The 20,655-nt window shown below is 60.9% G+C and carries 18 protein-coding genes; 7 read left to right on the top strand and 11 right to left on the bottom strand.

What is annotated here, in order from left to right:
• Window positions 1-118 precede the first annotated feature (118 nt).
• From P3T20_RS29240 to P3T20_RS29225, 4 genes are all read left to right on the top strand, one after another.
• Complete coding sequence (locus tag P3T20_RS29240) at window positions 119-1,366, top strand: MFS transporter (protein ID WP_074269386.1); 1,248 nt, start codon at window positions 119-121, stop codon at window positions 1,364-1,366.
• A gap of 237 nt (window positions 1,367-1,603) precedes the next feature.
• Window positions 1,604-2,869 carry an MFS transporter gene (locus tag P3T20_RS29235; RefSeq protein ID WP_254369006.1) on the top strand — a complete coding sequence of 422 codons (1,266 nt, stop codon included), beginning with the start codon at window positions 1,604-1,606 and terminating at the stop codon, window positions 2,867-2,869.
• A 233-nt stretch (window positions 2,870-3,102) separates the two neighbouring features.
• Entirely contained in the window at window positions 3,103-3,225 is a 123-nt protein-coding gene (locus P3T20_RS29230) for an ankyrin repeat domain-containing protein (RefSeq protein ID WP_254369005.1), read from the top strand.
• A 125-nt stretch (window positions 3,226-3,350) separates the two neighbouring features.
• Window positions 3,351-4,304 (top strand): LysR family transcriptional regulator, encoded by a 954-nt coding sequence (locus P3T20_RS29225; protein WP_074269385.1) that lies wholly within the window; start codon window positions 3,351-3,353, stop codon window positions 4,302-4,304.
• On the opposite strand, the gene P3T20_RS29220 is transcribed toward P3T20_RS29225, so the two are convergent.
• Entirely contained in the window at window positions 4,301-5,245 is a 945-nt protein-coding gene (locus P3T20_RS29220) for a cupin domain-containing protein (protein WP_074268068.1), read from the bottom strand. The genes P3T20_RS29225 and P3T20_RS29220 overlap by 4 nt on opposite strands.
• A gap of 364 nt (window positions 5,246-5,609) precedes the next feature.
• Between P3T20_RS29220 and P3T20_RS29215 the strand changes: the two genes are divergently transcribed.
• Entirely contained in the window at window positions 5,610-6,116 is a 507-nt protein-coding gene (locus P3T20_RS29215) for a cupin domain-containing protein (RefSeq protein WP_074268067.1), read from the top strand.
• A 29-nt stretch (window positions 6,117-6,145) separates the two neighbouring features.
• On the opposite strand, the gene P3T20_RS29210 is transcribed toward P3T20_RS29215, so the two are convergent.
• The 9 genes from P3T20_RS29210 to P3T20_RS29170 form a co-directional block, all read right to left on the bottom strand.
• Entirely contained in the window at window positions 6,146-7,048 is a 903-nt protein-coding gene (locus tag P3T20_RS29210) for an NAD(P)-dependent oxidoreductase (protein ID WP_074268066.1), read from the bottom strand.
• A 42-nt stretch (window positions 7,049-7,090) separates the two neighbouring features.
• A complete protein-coding gene (gene yqhD, locus P3T20_RS29205; RefSeq protein WP_074268065.1) occupies window positions 7,091-8,245 on the bottom strand; it encodes an alcohol dehydrogenase in 1,155 nt (384 codons plus the stop codon).
• A gap of 95 nt (window positions 8,246-8,340) precedes the next feature.
• Entirely contained in the window at window positions 8,341-8,745 is a 405-nt protein-coding gene (locus P3T20_RS29200) for a cupin domain-containing protein (protein ID WP_074268064.1), read from the bottom strand.
• Between the two features lie 459 nt (window positions 8,746-9,204).
• Window positions 9,205-10,497 (bottom strand): MFS transporter, encoded by a 1,293-nt coding sequence (locus P3T20_RS29195; RefSeq protein ID WP_429288591.1) that lies wholly within the window; start codon window positions 10,495-10,497, stop codon window positions 9,205-9,207.
• Between the two features lie 113 nt (window positions 10,498-10,610).
• Window positions 10,611-12,146 carry a UxaA family hydrolase gene (locus P3T20_RS29190; RefSeq protein WP_254369004.1) on the bottom strand — a complete coding sequence of 512 codons (1,536 nt, stop codon included), beginning with the start codon at window positions 12,144-12,146 and terminating at the stop codon, window positions 10,611-10,613.
• Between the two features lie 243 nt (window positions 12,147-12,389).
• Window positions 12,390-13,379: a LacI family DNA-binding transcriptional regulator gene (locus tag P3T20_RS29185; protein ID WP_429288590.1), complete on the bottom strand. Its 990-nt coding sequence runs from the start codon at window positions 13,377-13,379 to the stop codon at window positions 12,390-12,392.
• 161 nt (window positions 13,380-13,540) lie between these two features.
• Complete coding sequence (locus tag P3T20_RS29180) at window positions 13,541-14,347, bottom strand: NAD-dependent epimerase/dehydratase family protein (RefSeq protein WP_429288589.1); 807 nt, start codon at window positions 14,345-14,347, stop codon at window positions 13,541-13,543.
• On the bottom strand, window positions 14,344-15,117 hold the full coding sequence (locus P3T20_RS29175; RefSeq protein WP_429288588.1) for a GntR family transcriptional regulator: 774 nt from the start codon (window positions 15,115-15,117) through the stop codon (window positions 14,344-14,346). Before P3T20_RS29175 ends, P3T20_RS29180 begins: the two co-directional genes overlap by 4 nt.
• A complete protein-coding gene (locus P3T20_RS29170; RefSeq protein ID WP_429288587.1) occupies window positions 15,114-16,937 on the bottom strand; it encodes an IlvD/Edd family dehydratase in 1,824 nt (607 codons plus the stop codon). Before P3T20_RS29170 ends, P3T20_RS29175 begins: the two co-directional genes overlap by 4 nt.
• A 140-nt stretch (window positions 16,938-17,077) precedes the next feature.
• On the opposite strand from P3T20_RS29170, the gene P3T20_RS29165 reads away from it, so the two are divergent.
• Entirely contained in the window at window positions 17,078-18,076 is a 999-nt protein-coding gene (locus P3T20_RS29165; RefSeq protein ID WP_429288586.1) for a 2-hydroxyacid dehydrogenase, read from the top strand.
• A gap of 107 nt (window positions 18,077-18,183) precedes the next feature.
• Here P3T20_RS29165 and P3T20_RS29160 read toward each other — a convergent pair whose 3' ends face one another.
• Entirely contained in the window at window positions 18,184-19,476 is a 1,293-nt protein-coding gene (locus tag P3T20_RS29160) for an MFS transporter (protein WP_074268057.1), read from the bottom strand.
• 185 nt (window positions 19,477-19,661) lie between these two features.
• Here P3T20_RS29160 and P3T20_RS29155 point away from each other — a divergent pair, with 185 nt between their 5' ends.
• Complete coding sequence (locus P3T20_RS29155; RefSeq protein ID WP_429288585.1) at window positions 19,662-20,600, top strand: SMP-30/gluconolactonase/LRE family protein; 939 nt, start codon at window positions 19,662-19,664, stop codon at window positions 20,598-20,600.
• The last annotated feature ends 55 nt before the right edge of the window (window positions 20,601-20,655 follow it).

Below are 20,655 nucleotides of genomic sequence, written 5' to 3'. Positions count from 1 at the left end.
CAAGACAGCACCCCGGACGCCTGACGCCAGGCGTTTTCATCAGAACCCGATGATGCGTTGGATTTGCACCGCAAATCCGCATCACTTCAATCAGTGTCCGCAAGGGACAAACAATACTATGTTGGTAGAGAGCAATCTGCCGGCGGGCATGCCCGCGCCGGAGAACGGTGATTCGTCGTCTTTACGCCAATGGCTTTCCGTCGGGGCCGTAGCGCTGGGTGCATTTGCATTCGTCACCACGGAGTTTCTGCCGGTCGGTTTATTGCCACACGTCGCCAAAGAACTGGACGTCCTGCCGGGCACCGCTGGACTGATGGTCACCGTACCTGGTGTCATTGCTGCTGTCTCCGCGCCAGGGCTCATGCTGGGAGCGGGACGTATGGACCGCCGTCATGTCTTTCTGTTGTTAACGGGACTGTTGTTGGCGTCCAATCTGTTATCGGCCTTCGCACCCAATTTCGCCGTCATGCTGATAGGTCGCGCGCTGCTGGGGGCCGCATTGGGAGGCTTCTGGACGCTGGCGATTGCCGCTGCTGGGCGGCTCGTACAGCCCAAAGATGCGGCCAGGGCAACCGCGATGATATTGACCGGCGTGACGTGCGCTACGGTGATTGGCGTGCCTCTTGGTACGTTGATCGCCGGCTTCTCATCCTGGCGCTTTTCCTTCATGGCCACCGGTGTGCTGGTTGCTGTCGCGTTCGTCGCGCAACTGTTGCTGGTACCGTCCTTGCCATCGAGTGCCGCGCTGCGGTTTGCCGACCTGGTCTCGCTGATACGGCGCCCTTATCCGCGTAGAAGCATGCTGATGGTGGCGCTCGTGTTCGGCGCTCACTTCTGTTCTTATACCTACATCACGCCGTTTCTGCTGCATAACGCCAGTTTCAGCATGTCGACCATTACCTGGTTGCTGCTGGGGTTCGGCATCATTGGCTTCTTCTCCAACTTCATCGTTTCGAGCACGGTCAACCGAAGTCTGAAGGCATCTCTCGCGACCATGGTGTCGCTGTTGATGTTCGCACTTTTGTCGATGCCTTTGCTAAGGCACTCGCAACTGGCGATCACGGTTGACGTACTCGCGTGGGGAATTTCATTCGGCGCGCTGCCGCTTTGTTTCAGCGTGTGGATTCAGCGCGCGACCCCCGATCTGCCGGAGGCGGGCTCGGCGCTATTTGTCAGCATCATTCAGGTCGCCATCGCGGTGGGTTCTCTGGTGGGTGGGACCATCGTCGACTCGGTCGGTGTCCCCGACGATTTCCTGCTTGGCAGTGCGCTCGCCCTGCTCGGTCTGGCCGCGCTTGCAAGCTTTGGGCGAAGCACCGCCGATGCCGGCAACGATTGCATCGCAAGTCAGGCGACGCCTGAATGATCCCGCATCGCTGTTCAAGGTTGATCTGAATGGCGCGAACCCCGTTACGCACAACTGTTTTGCGTAACGGGTAACTTTCGCAATGCTTCGCCAGCCCCTACTCTGCTTTGCTTTAGCGCGGTGCATGCCTGGCAATTCGGTCGGAGCATCTATACCTGTCAATGGCATTACTCGGTTCAAGGAAACAGCATGGTACGGGCTAACGGGATACTCGCGTCAGACGCAGCATCTTCGGCCATGGATGACGATTCGATATACGAAAAGGTGACGCGGCGTATCGTACCGTTGCTGTTCATGTGCTACGTGGTTGCCTATCTCGACCGCGTCAACGTCGGCTTTGCGAAGATCCAGATGCTCGCGGATCTGAAGTTTAGCGAAACGGTTTATGGGCTGGGCGCCGGAATCTTCTTCCTCGGATATTTTCTTTTCGAAGTGCCGAGCAACATACTGTTGCATCGCGTCGGGGCGCGACTCTGGATTGCGCGTGTGATGATCACCTGGTCCATCGTCTCGGCAGTGACCCTGTTCGTCAAAACGCCGACGATGTTCTACGCGCTGCGCTTCGTGTTGGGTCTCGCTGAAGCGGGGCTGTTCCCTGGCGTGATCCTGTATTTGACGTACTGGTACCCGGCGCGCCGGCGTGCAAACATTCTCGCGCTATTCATCACCGGAATTCCCATTGCTGGAGTGGTGGGTGCGCCCCTGTCCGGCTGGATCATGAATTCAGTTTCCGGCGCACACAATCTGGCCGGCTGGCAGTGGCTGTTCCTGATAGAAGCAATTCCCTCACTGGTGATGGGGATTGTCGTGCTTCTCTTTCTGGATAACAACGTCGAGAGCGCACGCTGGCTCAGCGCTAATGAAAAAGCGCTGCTTGCGCGCAACCTGGCAGACGACCGCCAGGGCGTACGGTCGCACAGGACGCGCGACGGTTTCACCAACCCGCGTGTCTGGTTGATGTGCATGCTGTATTTTTTCAACATGATGGGCCTATACGGTGTGGGTTTCTATTTGCCGACGCTGATCAGGAACACCGGCGTCAGCAATCCACTCAGTGTGGGGCTGCTTACGGCGCTGCCCTATGCCGTTGCGGTGGTTGCCATGCTGCTCGTGAGCCGCCACTCCGATGCACACCAGGAACGGCGTTGGCATATCACGATCCCGGCATTGGCAGGCACGCTAGGCTGGATCGCAAGCGCCGTATTCATGCACGAGGCAATGCTCGCCACAATCGCACTTACGGTAGCGACGGCAGCTGTGTTAGTCACCATGACACAGTTCTGGGTGCTGCCGACCGCAATGCTGACCGGTGCCGCGGCCGCTTCAGGAATCGCCGTGATCAATTCGGTGGGCAATCTTGCCGGGTTTGTCAGTCCGTACCTGATCGGCGGGATCATCGACGCGACTCATTCGACGCTACTGGCCGTGATCGCACTCGCGATCAGCATGTTTTTAGTGGGCGCCCTTGCCCTGACGCTGCCCAAGCGGATGGTCAACCGTTAAGCGCCAGAACAGATGGTTCGACGAAAACGCGTACCCCCGGGCAGCACAGTCAGCCGTGAAGCCGCTAGCAGGCACGCAGCCCACTTGACCGGCATCACACGCTTCTCGCCACGATCGTTTCATTGTGTTAATCGCAAAGGATTACTTAGCGTTGTTGGTCGACGCCCATTTTCCCCTCGAAACGAAGACGGCTGAGGGCTACACGGCGCTCATTCTCAGCGTCTACGACAATCGTGGCGCACGGTGCGAACGTCAACCACGTCGATGCGCGCGGAGGGACCGCGCTGCAAATGGCCCTCGCGCAACACAACACGTCTGCAGCGGACGCACTACGCCAGGCGGGCGCGATACAATGAGCGCACTTGCCGTCCCGGAGCGCGTCGCGTGGCGCAGTGCCAGCGGCACCATGCCCGTTTCATTGAGCCACGCAATGGCGTGCGAACCGGGCCCGTTCCAGCAAGTTCGATTTGCACCCCAAAAAATGGACTATTTTTCAGCGGTACACGCTTTCGTCCGTGCGGCGGAACTGCAGAGCTTCAGCAAAGCTGCGCGTGAAATGACGGTCAAGACCTCGACCATCTCGCGGTATGTGAGCGACCTCGAAAAGGATCTCGGCATCGCCCTCTTCAATCGCTCGACACGGGGTCTGGTGCTGACAGAGGGCGGCAGGGTATTTCGTGAGCGCGCGATCCTGGCACTCGAAGCACTCGACGACGCCCGGCAGGCCACGTCGTCCTTGAATAGCACGCCGCAGGGCCTGCTGCGCGTGACGATGCCATCCGCATTCGGGCGGCGGCATGTCGTGCCGCACCTGCCAGCATTCATGACCCGGTACCCGGACATTGACCTCGACCTCGTGCTGACCGGCGAGACCCTGAACATGATCGATGCCGGGATTGACTTAGCCATTCGCATCGGCGTCTTGTCCGATTCTTCATTAATGGCCAGACGTCTCGCACCCCATCGGCGGATCGTCTGCGGCAGTCCGAAATATTTCGATCGAAACGGTATGCCGTCCGTCCCTGCTGATCTTGAGGCTCACGAATCACTCCGCCTGTCGCTGCCACCCGCTGACAAGTGGTTTCTCACCCGCACGGGAAGTCCCAAAGCTGCCCTGGAGCAGACACTGGTCGGATTGAAAGGCCGGTTGCGCGGAAACGACTCCGAGGCTGTGCTCGACCTCGCGCTTTCGGGATGCGGTATCGCCCTCCTGCCGACCTGGCTCGCGGGCACAGCCGTACGCGAAGGGAGGCTGATCCACGCCCTCCCCGAATGGGAAGCACGCACAGGCAAGGCCGAACCGGCTATCTGGGCGGTCTATCCGCCGAAGAAGATCGTGTCGTCGAAGGTGCGCTCGTTTGTCGACTTCTATGCAGAGGCGATCGGCGAGCCGCCGTACTGGGACGACGGACTCGCACTGGAGCTTCAGCCTTAACGCGCAAAGCGGATGTCGAGCGTGCGCAGCCAGGTCTGCAAGCCGGCATCCTGAATCGGAATCACATAAGCGTTTTCGTTCGTTTCATTGAAATGCGCATGCCAGTATCCCGGCGGCGTGACGAAGGCCATCCCGGCTTCCCAATCGACGCGGGTCGGATCCACGATATTGCCGTTCTCGTCCAGTTCGGTACCCACCAGCGTATAGACGCCCGGGGCGCCCCCAGCGATGAAGTCGAGTGCGATCGACTGGTGGCGGTGCGGCTTCTGAATCGAGTTGGGTGGGACTATGCCGAACATGGCCCATAGCACGTGCGTGACCGTTCGCGTTTGCGGGAAGTTGACATTGCCCATCAGCACGCTGATGCGGTTGCGGCGCCCCGCATTGGCTTCTTCCGCGACCTTGCGCAATTCTGCCTGCGCCTGGGCGGCCGGATAGAGCGTCGGCGCAAAGCGCGCCTGGACGCCGGTCGTACCCAGATAGGTGAGCAGCGGCGCGTCGTTGACGTAATAGAGCGTGGCCGTCGCGTTGGCGGACAGCACAGCATCATCGCCGCCCGGCAGGGTAAAGAAATCGCCTTGCGCGAACGGGAAGCGGGTCTCGCCCTGCGTCACGCTGCCGGCCCCGCTGATGACATAGCAAAGCTGCGACGTGGCGTTCGGGGCGAGCGTCAATGCGTCTCTTGCGTTGATGCGCAGGAAATTGGCGCTCAAGCCTGGACCGGTCGCGGGGCTGGGGCAACCCAGTTCCGCGGAGAGGTCGAGCGGCACAATCCGAGTGGCGCCCTCTGCGTACAGCGAAGGCGAAAAATTGCGGAATGGCACGCGCGAGATGAGCTTCGCGCCGATCGGATTGGCTGATGACGTGTACTCGAAGTACTCGGCGTCCTGGTTCGCGGTCGCGGTTTCGACAGAGTCCGGTGAGAGCGTTCTGGTCAACATGGTCTGCTCCTGAAAGTGAGGGAAGCTTCGCGCAGGTCCGATCGAAGCGATGTGACGTGCGTTCGAGAGCTGATCTGACTATAGGTGCGGAGCATTGGCGGCAGAAGTGCCCGGCATCGATATCACCTTTGCACAAATGGGTGTGTCCTGCGTTCGCGGTACACGGCAGAAACGGGGAGCCCAATCGCGGGCCGGCACTTCCCCTTTTTTAGAAACGATCTTTTGTGCATCGGGATCTTCATCCCCTGCTTGGGATCCTTTAGTGTGATTGGTCATCTATCGGAGTTGACGAATCGGCTTGCCCTGTTCGTCCCGCGACACTCATGACCTCCGCGACAAATCGCTACTCAAGGAAAAGCTCTTCATGGAACCCATCGACCTGAACCGCCGCCTGATTCTGCTAACGTCCATGATCAGTGCATTCGCACCTGAGATGGCGCATGCCAGTCCGATCGACGCCCATGAGACATTCGTACTGCCGCGAGAACAGATCACTTTCAAGCCTTCGACAGCCGGCCCGCCACACAGCGGCGAGATGGCACCGCTCTACGGCGATGTCAACAAACCTGGCTTGTATCTCGTGATGATGAAATGGAATCCCGGTTGGTTCAGCGCACCGCATTCGTACGCGACCGATCGGATCCAGGTCGTAGTGTCAGGCACCTGGTGGGTCAACAGCGGTCCTGATTTCGCACCTCAAGACGCGGTGCCGGTCCCGGCTGGTGGCTTTGTCAAACGTGCCGCGCGCACGCCGCACTACGATGGCGTGCCACGGCATGTGAAAGAGCCGGTCGTCGTCGCGGTGTTCGGGATGGGTCCGGTTGACCTGCAACTTTCAGATCCGGACAAGCGTGCATGGCGCCGGGTCTGATCGGCGCTTCGCAGGCTTGTCCGGCGGCCTCACGCGCCGGGCTGCTGCTTGTTCAAGCCCGCGTCGGACAACGCGCACAGTGCGACCGCGGACCAGTCGCTCTCCGCACCGAGACCTTGCGACCGTAACGTGAGGAATCGGTCGTGGACGAGGCTGGCAAGCGGCAGGGGGACCCCAAGCGACTCGGCGGCCGCCAGCATCAGCCGGTTGTCTTTCTGACCAAGAGGCAAAGCAAAGCCGGGCGGCTGGAAGCGCTGCGATGCAATCAGCGGGCCGTAGATCTTGTACGGCGCTGCGTTGAAATTTGCACTGGTCAGCAATTCAACGAGATGCATCGGGTCAAGGCCTGCCTTGCCCGCTACCGCGCACGCTTCGCCCAGCGTTTCGATGATCACGGACAGCATGAAATTGCCGATCAGCTTGACGAGGTTCGCTTGAGAAGGATCCGAGCCGACGATGCCGACCGACTGCCCAAGGCCTTCAAGAAGCGGAACGGCGACCTTGAGATGCTCGTCGGCGCCCGCGGCCATGATAAAGAGTTTGCGTGCCGCGGCGGCGTCGGGTCGGCCAAAAACGGGCGCCGACACGAAGCCCAGACCTGCTTCGCGATACTTCGTTGCGTGGTCCTGTGCCGTTGCGACGCTGATCGTGCTCATCGAGATGTGTACCCCGCCCGGCTTCAGCGTCGTGGCGATACCCGCTTCGCCGAACGTCACGGCTGTGTGCGCAGCATCGTCGGCCACCATCGTAAACACAACGTCGGCCGACCGTGCTGCACCCGCGGGACTGGCCGCAACCCTTGCGCCCGCTTCGCGCAACCGTTCAGCGCGTGCCGGGGTACGGTTGAAAACATGTACTTCATGTCCTGACTCGATGAGGTTCGCTGCGATTGCGGCGCCCATGGAGCCAAGGCCAATAAATCCGATCTTCATAGTGACATTCCAAAGTAATGCGCCAGACGGACACGGGCCTGCTCAGACCGCAAGTTGATACACTCGGCGGCTGACCTCGGGCGTCACATCGCCGCGTTCGCCCAACGCCGTCATCCCGTGTTCTTCCAGTTTCGCGATCAGCTTGGCGACGGTCTGGCCGCCAATCTTGTAATCACGCAGGCGGGTACCGACGGTCATTCTCTCGAAGAACACGCGGGTCGCTGTGATCGCCGCGCTGATGCGTTCTTCCTCGCTGCCTTCGGTGATGTTCCATACACGCTCGGCATACTGCAGCAACTTCGCGCGTTTCTGCTCCTTGCGCACGGTCAGCATTGCCGGAAGCACGATTGCCAGCGTTTGCGCATGATCGAGGCCATGCAGCGCGGTAATCTCGTGACCGAGCATGTGCGTCGCCCAATCCTGCGGCACACCGGCCCCGATCAAGCCGTTCAACGCCAGCGTCGCGGTCCACATCAGGTTGGCGCGCACGGCATAGTTATTCGGCTCGGCCAATGCTTGTGGACCCACTTCAGTCAACGTGAGCAACAAGCCCTCGGCAAAACGATCCTGCACCTTTGCATCGACCGGATAGGTCAGGTATTGCTCGACGATATGCACGAACGCGTCGACCACACCGTTGGCGATTTGCCGGACTGGCAGCGAATAGGTCGTCGTCGGATCCAGCACCGAAAAGACCGGATACGTCGCTTCACTGCGAAACGGCAACTTGTCGCCTTTCGCGCGGTGGCTGATGACACCGCCATTGTTCATTTCAGAGCCGGTCGCGGGCAGCGTCAGAACACTACCGAACGGCATCGCCTCATGCACTTCGACCTGCCTCGCCAGGATGTCCCACGGCTCGCCATTGAACTTCAGCGCGGCTGCGATGAATTTGGTGCCATCAATCACGGAGCCGCCCCCGACAGCCAGCAGAAAGTCGATGTTCCGTTCGCGTGCGACAGCAACCGCTTGCATCAAGGTTTCGTAAGTTGGATTGGGTTCGATACCTTCGAATACGAACGAGGCACGCTCCCCGAGCGCCGCCTGCACTTGCGCGAGCACACCATTGCTCTTGATGCTGCCGCCGCCACAAGTGATCAGCACGCGCGCTTCGCGCGGTACATGGGCATCAAGTGCAGCAATCTGGCCTTCGCCGAAAATAATGCGGGTGGGGTTATGAAACGTAAAATTTTGCATTGAATCTCTGTTCCTTACATTGATACGGCTTTCGCCGGTTCGACCGAGTTCTCTCTCAAGTTTCATGCGCAACAGGCTTCGTCACGCGCTGACTTTCAGATATCTTCCAGGTGAGTCACAAAAGGCCGAATATGTGCGTCATCGGGATTCACATACACAACATCGGTCGGTACACGACGCGGAGCGTCCACTGTAAAAAAGACCGCTGGCGACTCCAGTATTTCCGTTATTGCGTGTACGGTGTTCCGCTCGAAGGTGACCAGCTGGCCCGCAGTAAGGACGCGAGGCGCCTCGTCCTCGATCGCAAAGGTGACCTTCCCGGTCAGGAGGTACAGATGCTCTTCGCACGTTTCGTGGTAATGGCGAGGGATTGGATAATAAACACGAAAAAGTCTTGAGCTCGCGGATGGTTCGTCGGTGAGATAGGTGTCGACGATTGTGCTATCTGCCTCGTCAGGGAATTGGCCGATAATTTTTTGAAGGTCAAAGAATTTAAACAATTTGCACTCCAGAACAGGATAGAAACAGGCGGCACACCACAGCCCCTGCGCTAAATGACCATGCTTCCTGCGGCGTCAACTGTCCGTTGGGCTTGTGGTAGCCAGTTTCGCCGACGCTTTCCGACAATCATCCTGCGCCGCGATGGAGCATGTCGGGCCGGCTGACCGCCCAACGCTCTTTCCTGCTCGTCCATTACGATGTTCCCGCCTCTTAGATTCGTTGTACCAATTATCGATACTCAAATCTTGCCATGAGGTGAGCAGCGGCAAAATGACCGCCTTCGCAAATGACATTTGCGGAAATGAGGCAGGGCCTCGGATATGCGTTAGTTCATGCCGCGAGTGCGCGCTGAGGCGGCGTCATGAATTCCGGACCAACGGGACCGCGAGCAACACGCCACCGGTCCGTGTTGCTTCACATACGGTAAGGCCTCGCCGTTGATCTGCGGCAACGACCGCTCAGGCAGCCTTCGTCTGCGTATCTTCCGCAGTGGCTGCCCCTCGCCGGCCGATGACCAGCAGCATTGCCAGCACGCCGACCAGATCGACCGCCGCGCCGAGCACGAAGCCGCTGCTGTAACCGCCGAAGTACTGGACCGCTAGACCCATCATAGTCGGACCGACGATGCCCGAAATATTGCTCATCAGGTGAACAAAGCCGCTTACGCCGCCCAGATGCCTGCCTGGCACAAGCTCGTGCATGGTGGCCCAGCACGCTTGCGACGAAGCCGTCAGGAACAGAACGGCGGACGCTACGAGCAGTACTGCGGGGATCACGGAATCGACCACGCTAACACCGAGCAGAGCGAGACCCGACAGCGCGAGCGGCACAGTCGCCGAGAGCTTGCGCGCCAGCAGCTTGTTGCTCATACGCTTGAAACACGCATCGGCAAGCAGGCCGCCGCCAAAGTAGCCGATCCCGCCGCATGCCCACGGCACCGCGCTCAGGATACTCATGTGCTTCATGTCCAGATGCAGCGCGTTGGTGAAATAGCTCGGCATCCACGAGATGAACACGAACAGCGTGTAGTTCACCGCGAACAGGCCGACGCCAAGTGCGAGCGTGCTCGGACGAAACAGGTAGCTGCGCAACGGCGTGCTTTCGTCTCCGCCCTCTGCCGGATGCGCCGCGCCGCGGCTCGCTTCGACCATCTCGCGTTCGGCCACGCCAACCCGCGCGCTTTGCGCCGGCTTGTCGGTCGCGAATATGCGCCATGCGACGATCCACGTCAGCCCGAGCGCCGCGATGATCACAAACGACGTGCGCCAACCGTAAGCGATGGCAATCAGCCCGACCACCGGCCCGGCGATCGCACTGCCTACCGTCTGGCCCGAAAACGTAAAGCCGACCATGGTTGCGGTCTCATGCCGGGGAAACCAGTTGGTGATGGTCCGGTTGGTCGTCGAATTCATTGGACCTTCGCCGAAGCCGAACAGCGCCCGGGAAATGAGCAGCGTGCCGAAGCCGGTCGCGGCTGCGGTCAATCCGCAGAGAATCGACCACGTCCCCATCGCCCAGGAGAAAACGCGGCGCGGTCCGTACTTGTCGGCGAGTTGACCGCCGACAAATGCAAAGATGGAATAGCCGAAGAAGAAACTGCTGAACACCACGCCGAGTTGCGACGGAGAAAGGCCCAGCTGCTTGTTGATGATAGGTGCGACCACACCAAGCGCGGCGCGGTCCATGTAATTGATCGCACCCGCAATAAACAGCAGCAAGGCGACAACGTAGCGATACTTCCCAGTCTTCATGTTGTCTCTATTCCGTATAAGTCGGGGTGACGGATTTTGTTATCTGGCACTTCTAACGAATGCCATGGAGGTACGACTTGTTGGCAGGCCTGGCAGGAAGCCGATTGAAAAACTCAACTCATGATGCCGATCTGCCACGGCACGAATTCGTGGTCGCCTAGCCCGAGCATTTCGCTCTTTGTTCGCTCGCCCGACGCGGCGGCAAGAATCGCGTCGAAGATTTTCTGGCCCGTGCTGCGAATCGACGCAACACCATCCAGAATCCCGCCGCAGTTCAGATCCATGTCTTCGGTGAGACGGTCGTACATCGGCGTGTTGGTGGCGAGCTTCAGCGAGGGCACGGGTTTGGCGCCGAACATCGAACCGCGGCCTGTAGTGAAGGCAATCAGATTCGCGCCGCCAGCAATCTGACCCGTCGCCGAGACGGGGTCGAAACCAGGTGTGTCCATGAAAACGAGTCCAGCCTGCTTCACCCGCTCGGCGTATCGATACACTTCCATCAGCGGGCCAGTGCCGCCTTTCATCGCGGATCCAATCGACTTTTCGAAGATGTTCGCGAGTCCGCCCACCTGATTGCCAGGGCTGACCTGGCCGTTGATCTGAACGTCTCGACCGACCGAATACTCGTCTTTCCACCAACGGATTCGCGCAACCAGCTTTTCGCCCACTTCGCGGCTGACCGCGCGCCGCGTGAGCGTATGTTCCACGCCGTAGATTTCAGGTGTTTCTGAGAGGATGGCCGTGCCGCCATGACGGACCAGCAGGTCCATCGCTGCGCCCAGCGAAGGATTGGCCGTGATCGACGAAAAGCCGTCCGAGCCGCCGCATTGCAGGCCGATCTTCAGGTGGCTCGCGGGAACCGTCGTGCGCTTCACGCGATTCGCGTCGGGCAGCAGGGCCTGGACCGCAGCCACGCCGGCCTCGATGGTCCGGCGGGTGCCGCCGTTCTCCTGCATGATGAAGGTGTGCAGCCGCGAATCAACCTTCAGCTCTTCCTGATCCATCAGCCCGGCCAGCTGATTGCGCTCGCAGCCCAGCCCGACGATCAACGCCGCGGCGAGATTGGGATGCCGCGCGTAACCCGCCATCGTTCGACGCAGCAACGCCATCGGCTCGCCGCTCATCTCCATGCCGCAGCCGATCGAGTGAGTGAACGCGACCACGCCGTCGACATTGGGGTAGTCCGCCAGCCGTTCCGGCGTGAACCATTCGGCGATCCGGTGTGCGACCGTCGCCGAACAATTGACTGTCGACAACACGCCGATGTAGTTGCGCGTAGCAACCTCGCCGTTGTCACGCACGATGCCCTGGAACGTGGCGCGTTGCGCTTCGGGCACCATCTCCACGGGCTGATAGTCCGCGCCGAATGCGTAGTCCCGGTCGAACTCGCGGAACTCGACGTTATGGCTATGCACCATCGTGCCGGGCGCAATATCCATCGCGGCAAAACCGATCACCACGTTGTATTTGCGAACCGGCTCGCCTTTTTTGATGGGCTTCGCTGCGATCTTGTAGCCCGCGCTCACCTGGCTGCGGCAAACAAAGTCTTCGGCTGGAACCGGCGTACCGATTGCCACGTCGATGCGCGCAATTACCACGTTGTCGGCGGGATGCAAGCGGATCACTGGCCCGCTCACGTTTTTGCTCATCGCCTCAGTCATCGGACACTGCCTTCTAAAAAATTTGCGCTCAGCGGCCGAACACGGGCGATACAAGTAATCGCTTTCTTTAAAGGGCCGCTACGAACGATGCTTCGCTGCTTGATATCCTTGGGTATCAGGCATCTTAGGGCACTTCACTTGCGAGTTCAATAGAAAGCGCTTACTCTGACGGGCAAATTTGGGGCCGTGCATTGAGAAAGTGTTTTGCGCAAAACGTCGTACTACAGCCTGTTAACTGTTGCGAGGACGTGCGGTCGTACCGCGCACGATCAGGTCGGTCGGCACGATGTACTGCGAACTTACGGGCCGCCCTTCGATCCGCGCGAGCAGATACTCGGCGCTGCGCGCGCCGATTTCATCGGCGGCGAGCCGCATGGTGGTGAGTGGCGGAGACGTAAAGCTCGAGAATTCAATATCGTTGATGCCCGCGATCGACAGGTCGCCCGGCACGTCGATACCCGCCTCGCGCGCTTCCGCCAGCGCGCCGATTGCCAACAGATCGGTGCCGCAAATCACGGCCGTCGGACGCTCGGGGCCGTTCATCAGCGCCTTCATCGCCATCTGGCCTTCAATGATCTTGTGGGGCATCTCGATCAGATGCTCGTGGCGCAACTGCAGCCCGCGCGACTGTAGCGCCGCGCGCACGCCGATGATGCGATCAGCCGCACGATCGCTGTGCTGCGTCATTTGCGTAATCATGCCGAAGCGGGTATGCCCGAGCTCGAGCAGATATTCGGCGAGGCGCCGCCCGACCGCAACGTTATCGAAACCGACATACGGATGGTCGTGATCGACGGTCCAGCCGTTGACGAGCGGAATCTGTTCCTTTTCGATCAGTTCATAGAGCGCGGGCGAGTGGCTACGGCCAACGAGCATCAAGCCGGCGATGCCGTCCGCGATCAGGGCGCGCACCTGCTTGAGTTCGTCTTCCTGATCGTAATACGAGCATCCAAGCAGCAACGTATAGCCGGCTTCGCCGATGCGCTTTTGCAGCGCGAACACGCCGATCGCGAAGTTCTGGTTTTCCAGCGATGGGATCACCGCGCCGATCGTCTTGGACTTCTGCGATGCCAACGCACGCGCAGCCGCATGTGGCGTATAGCCGAGATCGCGCGCGATGTCGCGCACGCGGGTCTGCAGCTCGGCGGCAACCGTTGCGTTGCCATTCAATACGCGCGAAACCGTCGCTGTTGAAACGCCCGCTGCGCGAGCCACATCCATGACGGAAATCGCATTCGATTTGCGACGCGGCGCTCTTTTCTTAGTGTCTGTGGTCAACTTGCACCCTGCCCGGAGTCGAGGCGCACCATCGCGCCATCCCTGTGCCGCATTCTATAACGTGCGGCAGCCAGCAATGACGATAGCCGGGTCAGAGTACCTGGCTAGTCGATCCGCTGCGGATCGCCGTCGAACTCGACGAGACAGCCAAAGCCACCATGAAACAGCGCCTCACGCGCGTCTTCGGTTTGCCCTGTTGCCGCGATCTGGGCGGCATACTGTTCGGCGTCGTCTTCCGGCGCATAACCGAGCCGCCGCACATTCGCGTTGTCCCAGCGGTTACGCGCATTGCCCGAGACGCCATACACGATCAGGAAATGATAGTCAGGGTAGTCGATGCAACGCCTCGTCAGTTGCACCATGTCACGATGACTGATCCACGTGAACAGGTGCCGTGGCGCCGTCGGCGTGTTGTCTGGACGAAACGAGCCGATCCGCATGCATGCGACCGACATGCCGTGCTTGTCCGCGTACATCCGTCCAAGCGCTTCGCCAAACACCTTCGATACGCCATAGCGGCTGTCCGGCCGCGGCGCGACGGCATTGTCGATCATCCGGTCGCGCCGGTGAAAGCCCACTGCATGGTTGGAGCTCGCGAACACCACGCGTTTGACGCCAGCCTGACGCGCGGCTTCGAAGACGTTGTAGCAACCTTCGATGTTCATGTCGCGGATCTTTTCCCAACGGTCCTCGTCCGGAATGCCGGCCAGATGCACGACCACGTCGACACCCTGCATCACCGGCAACAGATCCTCTAGCCGGGTAATGTCGGCCGTGACGATTTCTTCGCCCTCGCCTGCTTCAGCTTGCGGCGCGATGTCCGCGAGACGCAACTGATATTGGCCACGCAAGCCGGCGCGCAATACCCGGCCGATATGGCCAGCTGCGCCGGTAATCAAAACCCGTTTCATTCGATGTCTCCATTCGGTGTCGATAAGTCAAACGCCGCGGCCGCGGCCGCGGCCGAGCGCTGGTGATACGCGTTGAGATAGGCGTCGCGGGACGGCACGAGATGCGCGCGGCACAGCGCGATCAGATCGTCGCGATCGCCGCGCCGCAACGCATCGATCATCTGATGATGTTCGGCGCGCGCTTTCTCCAGATAGACCGGAAATACGATCGATACGGAGCGGATCGCGTGCGTGCGCCGCTCATATTCATGAATCGCGTCGACGAGCACCTGGTTGCCCGATAACGCGAAAAACGCCCGATGGAACGCCATGTTGACGCGAAACACGCGGCGCAGATCGCCTGCCTGCGCGGCGGCGTCATGTTGCGCCTGCAACGTGTCCAGTTCCGCGAGCTTCGCGGCGCCAACAGGGAAAACAATCCGGCTCGCCGCGTCGGTCTCCAGCAGCTCACGCAACGCGTACAACTGCGTCACTTCGCTTGCGGTGAACGACTTGACCAGCGCGCCGACATGCCTGCGACGTTCGATCAGGCCACGTCGCTCCACTTCTCCCAGCACCTGGCGCGCCACATGACGCTTCAGATTGAAGCGCTCGCACAGGTCGTCTTCAACCAGACGTTCGCGCGGATGCAGCAGGCCGAGCACGATCTCCTCTTCAAGCTGGTCCGCGACACGGCGTATCGTTTCGTCGGTATTGCGGTCGCGCAGCACCGGCGCGACTGCAATGGGCCGCTGTTGCCCCGCACCGTTGCCGATCGGGTCTGACGTCACGGCTTGTTTCCAGGCACCGTGGCCACGGTCTGCGGCGCCTTCAGAAAGTCGAAGTCGCACCCTTCGTCGGCCTGCGTGATCGTGGTCAGAAACAGTTTTCGATAACCGCGCAGGTTCGGTTCGGCTTCGCGCGGCGGCAGCGCCGCCAGACGTGTGGCGATTTCCTCGTCGCTCACCAGCAGCTCAACCGAGCGCTGTGCCACACTCAGGCGAATCCGGTCGCCCGTTCGCACGATCGCGAGCGGACCGCCAATCGCCGACTCCGGCGTCACGTGCAGCACGATGGTGCCCGCCGCGGTGCCACTCATGCGGCCATCGGAGATGCGCACCATGTCTTTCACGCCAAGCCTTCCGAGCTTGCGCGGAATCGGGATATAGCCCGCTTCCGGCATGCCGGGTGCCCCGACCGGCCCGATCTGCTTGAGCACGAGCACGTCATGCGCTTCGACGTCGAGCTCGGGATCGTCGATGCGCAACGCGAGGTCCTCGGCATTCTCGAACACCACGGCGCGGCCTTCGTGTTCCATCAAGTCCGGATTCGCTGCGGACTGCTTGATAATCGCACCGCCCGGCGCCAGATTGCCGTGCAATACGGCGATGCCGCCTTGCGGAAAGATCGGCTTGCTAAACGGCCGCACGACGTCCTGCGCGAAGCTGGCGGGCGCCGCATCGAGTTCTTCGCCCAGCGTGCGACCGGTGACCGTCAAGGCATCGAGATGCAGCAGGCCCTTCATTTCGCGCATGACGGTAGTGAGTCCGCCCGCGCGATGCAGGTCCTCCATATAGTGCTGCCCCGACGGTTTCAGATCCACCAGCACTGGCGTCTCGCGTGCCATCCGGTCGAGCGCGTCGAGATCGATCTTGATGCCCAGACGCCCGGCAATTGCAGTCAGATGGATGATGCCGTTGGTCGAACCGCCGATAGCCAGCAACACGCGCAGCGCGTTTTCGATTGCTTTCGGCGTGAGGATTTTCGCAGGCGTGAGATTCGCGCCGATCATCGCGACGGCCTGGGCGCCGGTGCGCTCCGCAATGCGGATGCGGTCGGCGCTGACCGCCGGCGGCGAGGCGCCGCCCGGCAACATGATGCCCATCGCCTCAGCAATGCAGGCCATCGTGCTGGCGGTGCCCATTACCGAGCAGGTGCCGACCGTCGCCACCAGCTGGTTGTTGACCGCATCGATTTCGTCCGCGTCGATCTGGTCGCCGCGGAAGCTCGCCCAAAAGCGGCGACAGTCTGTACAGGCACCCACTCGCTCGCCACGATGCGAGCCGGTCAGCATCGCGCCTGTCACGAGCTGGATGGCGGGGACGCCCGCGACGGCGGCACCCATCAGTTGCGCGGGCACAGTCTTGTCGCAGCCGCCGATCAGCACGACCGCATCCATCGGCTGCGCGCGGATCATCTCCTCGGTGTCCATAGACATGAGGTTGCGCAGATACATGCTGGTCGGATGCGAGAAGCTTTCCGCGATCGAAATGGTGGGGAATTCGACCGGCAGGCCCCCCGCCAGCATGACGCCGCGTTTGATGGCCTCGACCAGTTGCGGCGCGTTGCCGTGACACGGGTTGTAGGCGCTGCCGGTGTTGGCAATGGCGACGATGGGCCGCGCCAACGCGTCGTCGGTGTAACCCGCGCCCTTGATAAACGCCTTGCGCAGGAACAGCGAAAAGCCCGCGTCCCCGTAATTGGTCAACCCCTTGCGCAAACCGCGCGGCGCGTCGACGCCCGGCGTATCGACGCCCGGCGTATCGACGCCCGGCGTATCGTCGCCCGGCGTATCGTCGCCCGGCTGGGCTTTATCGAGCTTGTCTGCCATCACTATGTCCCTTGATCAAATTATCGATAATCTTGACGATGATTCTAACGAGACTTATAGTGATCCGCAAGTAAGCGCTTTCTCAAAGTTAACATTTTTTGGGCCACGTGCTCCTTTCTCTTTTCAAACCGGACGTCCCGATGAAAAAAAGTGTTGTCGCCTACCGCAAGCTGCCTGCCGCAGCCCTGCGCATCCTCGAAGCTCAATACGACGTGACCTGCGCCGACGCCGACACCCAGCGCGACGCCTTCCTCGCGGCACTCGCGAACGCGCACGGCACGATTGGCAACAAGCTCAAGCTGAACGCTGAATTTCTCGATGCTGCGCCCAAACTCGAAGTGGTGTCGACCGTCTCCGCCGGCTACGACGACTTCGACGTTGCGGATCTCACGCGCCGCGGCATCGTGCTGTGCAACACCCCGGACGAAGTCACCGAGACGACGGCCGATCTGATGTTCGCGTTGATCCTCGCCACGGCACGCCGCATCGCCGAGCTCGACGCCTCCACCCGCCGCGGTGAATGGCAGAGCTCGTCGGGGCCTGCGCAATTCGGCGTCGACGTGCACCACAAGACGCTCGGTATCATCGGCCTCGGCCGCATTGGCGCCGCGGTGGCCCGGCGCGCGGCGCACGGCTTCGGGATGACCGTGCTCTATGCGAACCGCTCGCGCAATGTGGCCGCGGAGGAAGCGTTCGGTGCGAAATGGTGTCCGTTGCCCACGCTGCTGGCCGAAGCGGACTTCGTGTGCGTGCTGGTGCCGCTTTCCGCCGCGACCGAGAAGCTGATCGGCGCGGCCGAATTGCGTTTGATGAAGTCGAGCGCGATTCTCGTCAACTGTGCGCGTGGCCAGGTGGTCGACGAAGCGGCGCTGACGGACGCGCTACGTGAGGGCCGCATTCTCGGCGCGGGGCTCGACGTGTTCGAACGCGAGCCGCTGCCCGCCGATTCGCCGCTATGCGCCCTGCCGAATGTGGTGCTCGTGCCGCATATCGGCTCGGCCACAGCCCAGACACGCGAAGCCATGGCGCGCCGCGCTGCGCAGAATCTGGCCGACGCGCTCGAAGGACGCCTCACGGCGACGTGCGTCAATCCGTCTGCAGTCGATGCCCGTTCCCTGCTGCATACGCCGGGCAACTGACGAGCCGCCGCTGTGCGGTCTCGTTGCGAGGTTCATCTTCGTCAGCAAGCGGCACGCTTCGCTTACAGCCGAAGCGCGCAGCGGAACCACGCACTCGCCTCGCCTGCTCAATTCGGCGAATGAGCCGCCACCGCCGCACTGATCTGCGGCCGGCTGCGGATAAAGACCAGCATCGCGAGCACACCCGCGAAATCGATCAGTGCACCAAACATAAACGCGCTGTGATAACCGCCAAAATACTGGATCAGCATTCCCGTCAACGCCGGCCCGATGATCCCCGACAGGTTGCTCAGAAAGTGAATGAAGCCGCCCACGCCGCCCTGGCGGTGCAGCGGCAGGATCTCGTGCTGGATCGCCCAGATCGACTGGCACGATCCGGTCAGGAACAGCAACGCGGCGGCAATCAATGCAACCGCCGCCGTCAACGACCCGGCCGAGGTAATGCTCAGCACCGCGACGCCCGACAACGCCAGCGGAATCGTGGCGACCAGTTTGCGCGCCTTGATCGGATCGTCCATGCGCTTATAGACGATGTCGCCGATCACCCCGCCGCCGAAATAGCCAATCGCTCCGCAGATCCACGGAATCGACGTGATGATGCTCATCGACTTCAGATCGAGATGCATCACGTTGGTCAGATAGCTCGGCAGCCACGAGATGAAAACGTACTGCGTGTAGTTCACCGCGAACAGACCGGCACCGAGTGCCAGTGTGCTCGGACGGCGCAGATACGCGCCGAGCGTCATGCCGTCGTCTTCGACGTTACGTGCTTCCGCAATAGCACGGCTATCGTTGATCAGTTTTGCTTCGCCCTCGCCGACGCGGCGGCTCTGGCTGGGCTTGTCGGTGACGAACAGACGCCACAACAGCAGCCACAGGAAACCCAGCACGGCGATCACGATAAACGACGCGCGCCAGCCGAAGCCGATGGCGATCAAACCCACCACCGGCCCTGCAATCGCGTTGCCGAGCGTCTGTCCGGAGAAGGTGAAGCCGATCATCGTCGCGGTTTCATGACGGGGAAACCAGTTCGAGATCGTGCGGTTGGTGTTGGAGCTCATGGGCCCTTCGCCGATACCGAAGAACACCCGATACACCAGCAGCGAAACAAAGCCGGTTGCGCTCGCGGTCAGTCCGCAAAACAGCGACCAGAATCCCATGGCCCACGTGAAGACGCGCAGCGTGCCGAACTTGTCTGCGAAATAGCCGCCCAGGAACGAGAAGATCGAATAGCCGATGAAGAAGCTGCTGAAGATGACGCCGAGTTGCGACGGCGACAGTTCGAGCGTCTTGCTGACGATTGGCGCGACGATGCCGAGTGCCGCCCGATCCATGTAGTTGATCGCACCGGCCATGAAGAGCAACCCGGCGACCACATACCGATACTTTCCCGTGTCCATATGTCTCCAATAATGTAATCGCTTTCTTTTGACGTATGAGTCGCACCGCCACCCAATCGAAAGCATCTAATATTCAGGCACTTTAGTAGAACCTGGAGGGGAAGACAAGAGAAAGCGCTTACTCGTTTTGCCGTATACTGAACCATGATCCGCCATCCACTTACCCCCAACACGGAGACAAACCTATGTGGCAGCAGGCTGAGCGCTATCCCGACCCCCGCGTCATCTCGCTCGATCCATCCTTCGATCAATATCGCGTCGCGTTCTCCGCGGTCGAGCGCCTCGCTACCGGCTACCGCTGGACGGAAGGGCCGGTGTGGTTCGGCGATGGGCGCTATCTGTTATGGAGCGACATCCCGAACAATCAGATGCTGAAATGGGAGGAAGAAACCGGTGTGGTCAGCGTGTTTCGCAAACCGTCGAACTTCGCCAACGGCAATACGCGCGACCGGCAGGGCCGTCTCGTCACCTGCGAACATGGGCGCCGTGTGACACGCACCGAATATGACGGCAGCATTACCGTGCTGATGGATTCGTTCGAAGGCAAGCGGCTGAACTCGCCGAATGACGTGGTGGTCAAGTCGGATGGCTCGATCTGGTTCACGGACCCGCCAATGGGTATCGCGGGTCACTATGAAGGCATCAAGGCCGAGCAGGAACTTCCGCATTCGGTGTACCGGATCGACGGTGTCACGGGAGAAGCTTCCGTTGTCACGCGTGATCTGAAGGGGCCTAACGGTTTGTGTTTTTCACCTGACGAACGCTTGCTGTACATCATCGAATCGCGCGCCGTGCCTGAGCGCCTGATCCACGTCTACGAGATGGAGCCTGATGGGAAAAGAATTGGTAAGGGACGCGTTTTCTACAATGCGGGGCCAGGTACGATCGACGGCATGCGCGCCGATATTGACGGCAACCTGTGGTGCGGCTGGGGTATGGGCAGCGACGAACTGGACGGCGTGGTGATCATCTCGCCGGCTGGAAAGCCGATCGGCCGCATCGCACTGCCTGAGCGTTGTGCGAACCTGTGTTTTGGCGGCCGCGCCCGCAACCGCCTGTTCATGGCTTCGTCACAGTCCATTTACGCGGTCCACGTGAACACCCAGGGCGCCGTGGGCGGTTAAGGTGTTTACGCAGAATGACGGCGGCGCCGGCCGCGAGGGCCCGGCCCGCCGCCGT

This window comes from Paraburkholderia sp. GAS206C, assembly GCF_050435645.1.
GTDB lineage: Bacteria > Pseudomonadota > Gammaproteobacteria > Burkholderiales > Burkholderiaceae > Paraburkholderia > Paraburkholderia phenazinium_B.
Note: the sequence above shows the minus strand (reverse complement) of the source record. Positions and strands in the feature narration are given on the sequence as shown.

Bases quoted from the DNA above. Each gene is read 5' to 3' on its own strand.
- P3T20_RS29225 (WP_074269385.1), top strand. From the start codon at position 3,351: ATGGACTATTTTTCAGCGGTACACGCTTTCGTCCGTGCGGCGGAACTG.
- P3T20_RS29180 (WP_429288589.1), bottom strand. From the start codon at position 14,347: ATGAAACGGGTTTTGATTACCGGCGCAGCTGGCCATATCGGCCGGGTA.
- P3T20_RS29165 (WP_429288586.1), top strand. From the start codon at position 17,078: ATGAAAAAAAGTGTTGTCGCCTACCGCAAGCTGCCTGCCGCAGCCCTG.
- P3T20_RS29190 (WP_254369004.1), bottom strand. From the start codon at position 12,146: ATGAGCAAAAACGTGAGCGGGCCAGTGATCCGCTTGCATCCCGCCGAC.
- P3T20_RS29155 (WP_429288585.1), top strand. From the start codon at position 19,662: ATGTGGCAGCAGGCTGAGCGCTATCCCGACCCCCGCGTCATCTCGCTC.
- P3T20_RS29170 (WP_429288587.1), bottom strand. From the start codon at position 16,937: ATGGCAGACAAGCTCGATAAAGCCCAGCCGGGCGACGATACGCCGGGC.
- yqhD (WP_074268065.1), bottom strand. From the start codon at position 8,245: ATGCAAAATTTTACGTTTCATAACCCCACCCGCATTATTTTCGGCGAA.
- P3T20_RS29215 (WP_074268067.1), top strand. From the start codon at position 5,610: ATGGAACCCATCGACCTGAACCGCCGCCTGATTCTGCTAACGTCCATG.
- P3T20_RS29235 (WP_254369006.1), top strand. From the start codon at position 1,604: ATGGATGACGATTCGATATACGAAAAGGTGACGCGGCGTATCGTACCG.
- P3T20_RS29160 (WP_074268057.1), bottom strand. From the start codon at position 19,476: ATGGACACGGGAAAGTATCGGTATGTGGTCGCCGGGTTGCTCTTCATG.
- P3T20_RS29220 (WP_074268068.1), bottom strand. From the start codon at position 5,245: ATGTTGACCAGAACGCTCTCACCGGACTCTGTCGAAACCGCGACCGCG.
- P3T20_RS29210 (WP_074268066.1), bottom strand. From the start codon at position 7,048: ATGAAGATCGGATTTATTGGCCTTGGCTCCATGGGCGCCGCAATCGCA.
- P3T20_RS29195 (WP_429288591.1), bottom strand. From the start codon at position 10,497: ATGAAGACTGGGAAGTATCGCTACGTTGTCGCCTTGCTGCTGTTTATT.
- P3T20_RS29185 (WP_429288590.1), bottom strand. From the start codon at position 13,379: ATGGATGTGGCTCGCGCAGCGGGCGTTTCAACAGCGACGGTTTCGCGC.
- P3T20_RS29240 (WP_074269386.1), top strand. From the start codon at position 119: ATGTTGGTAGAGAGCAATCTGCCGGCGGGCATGCCCGCGCCGGAGAAC.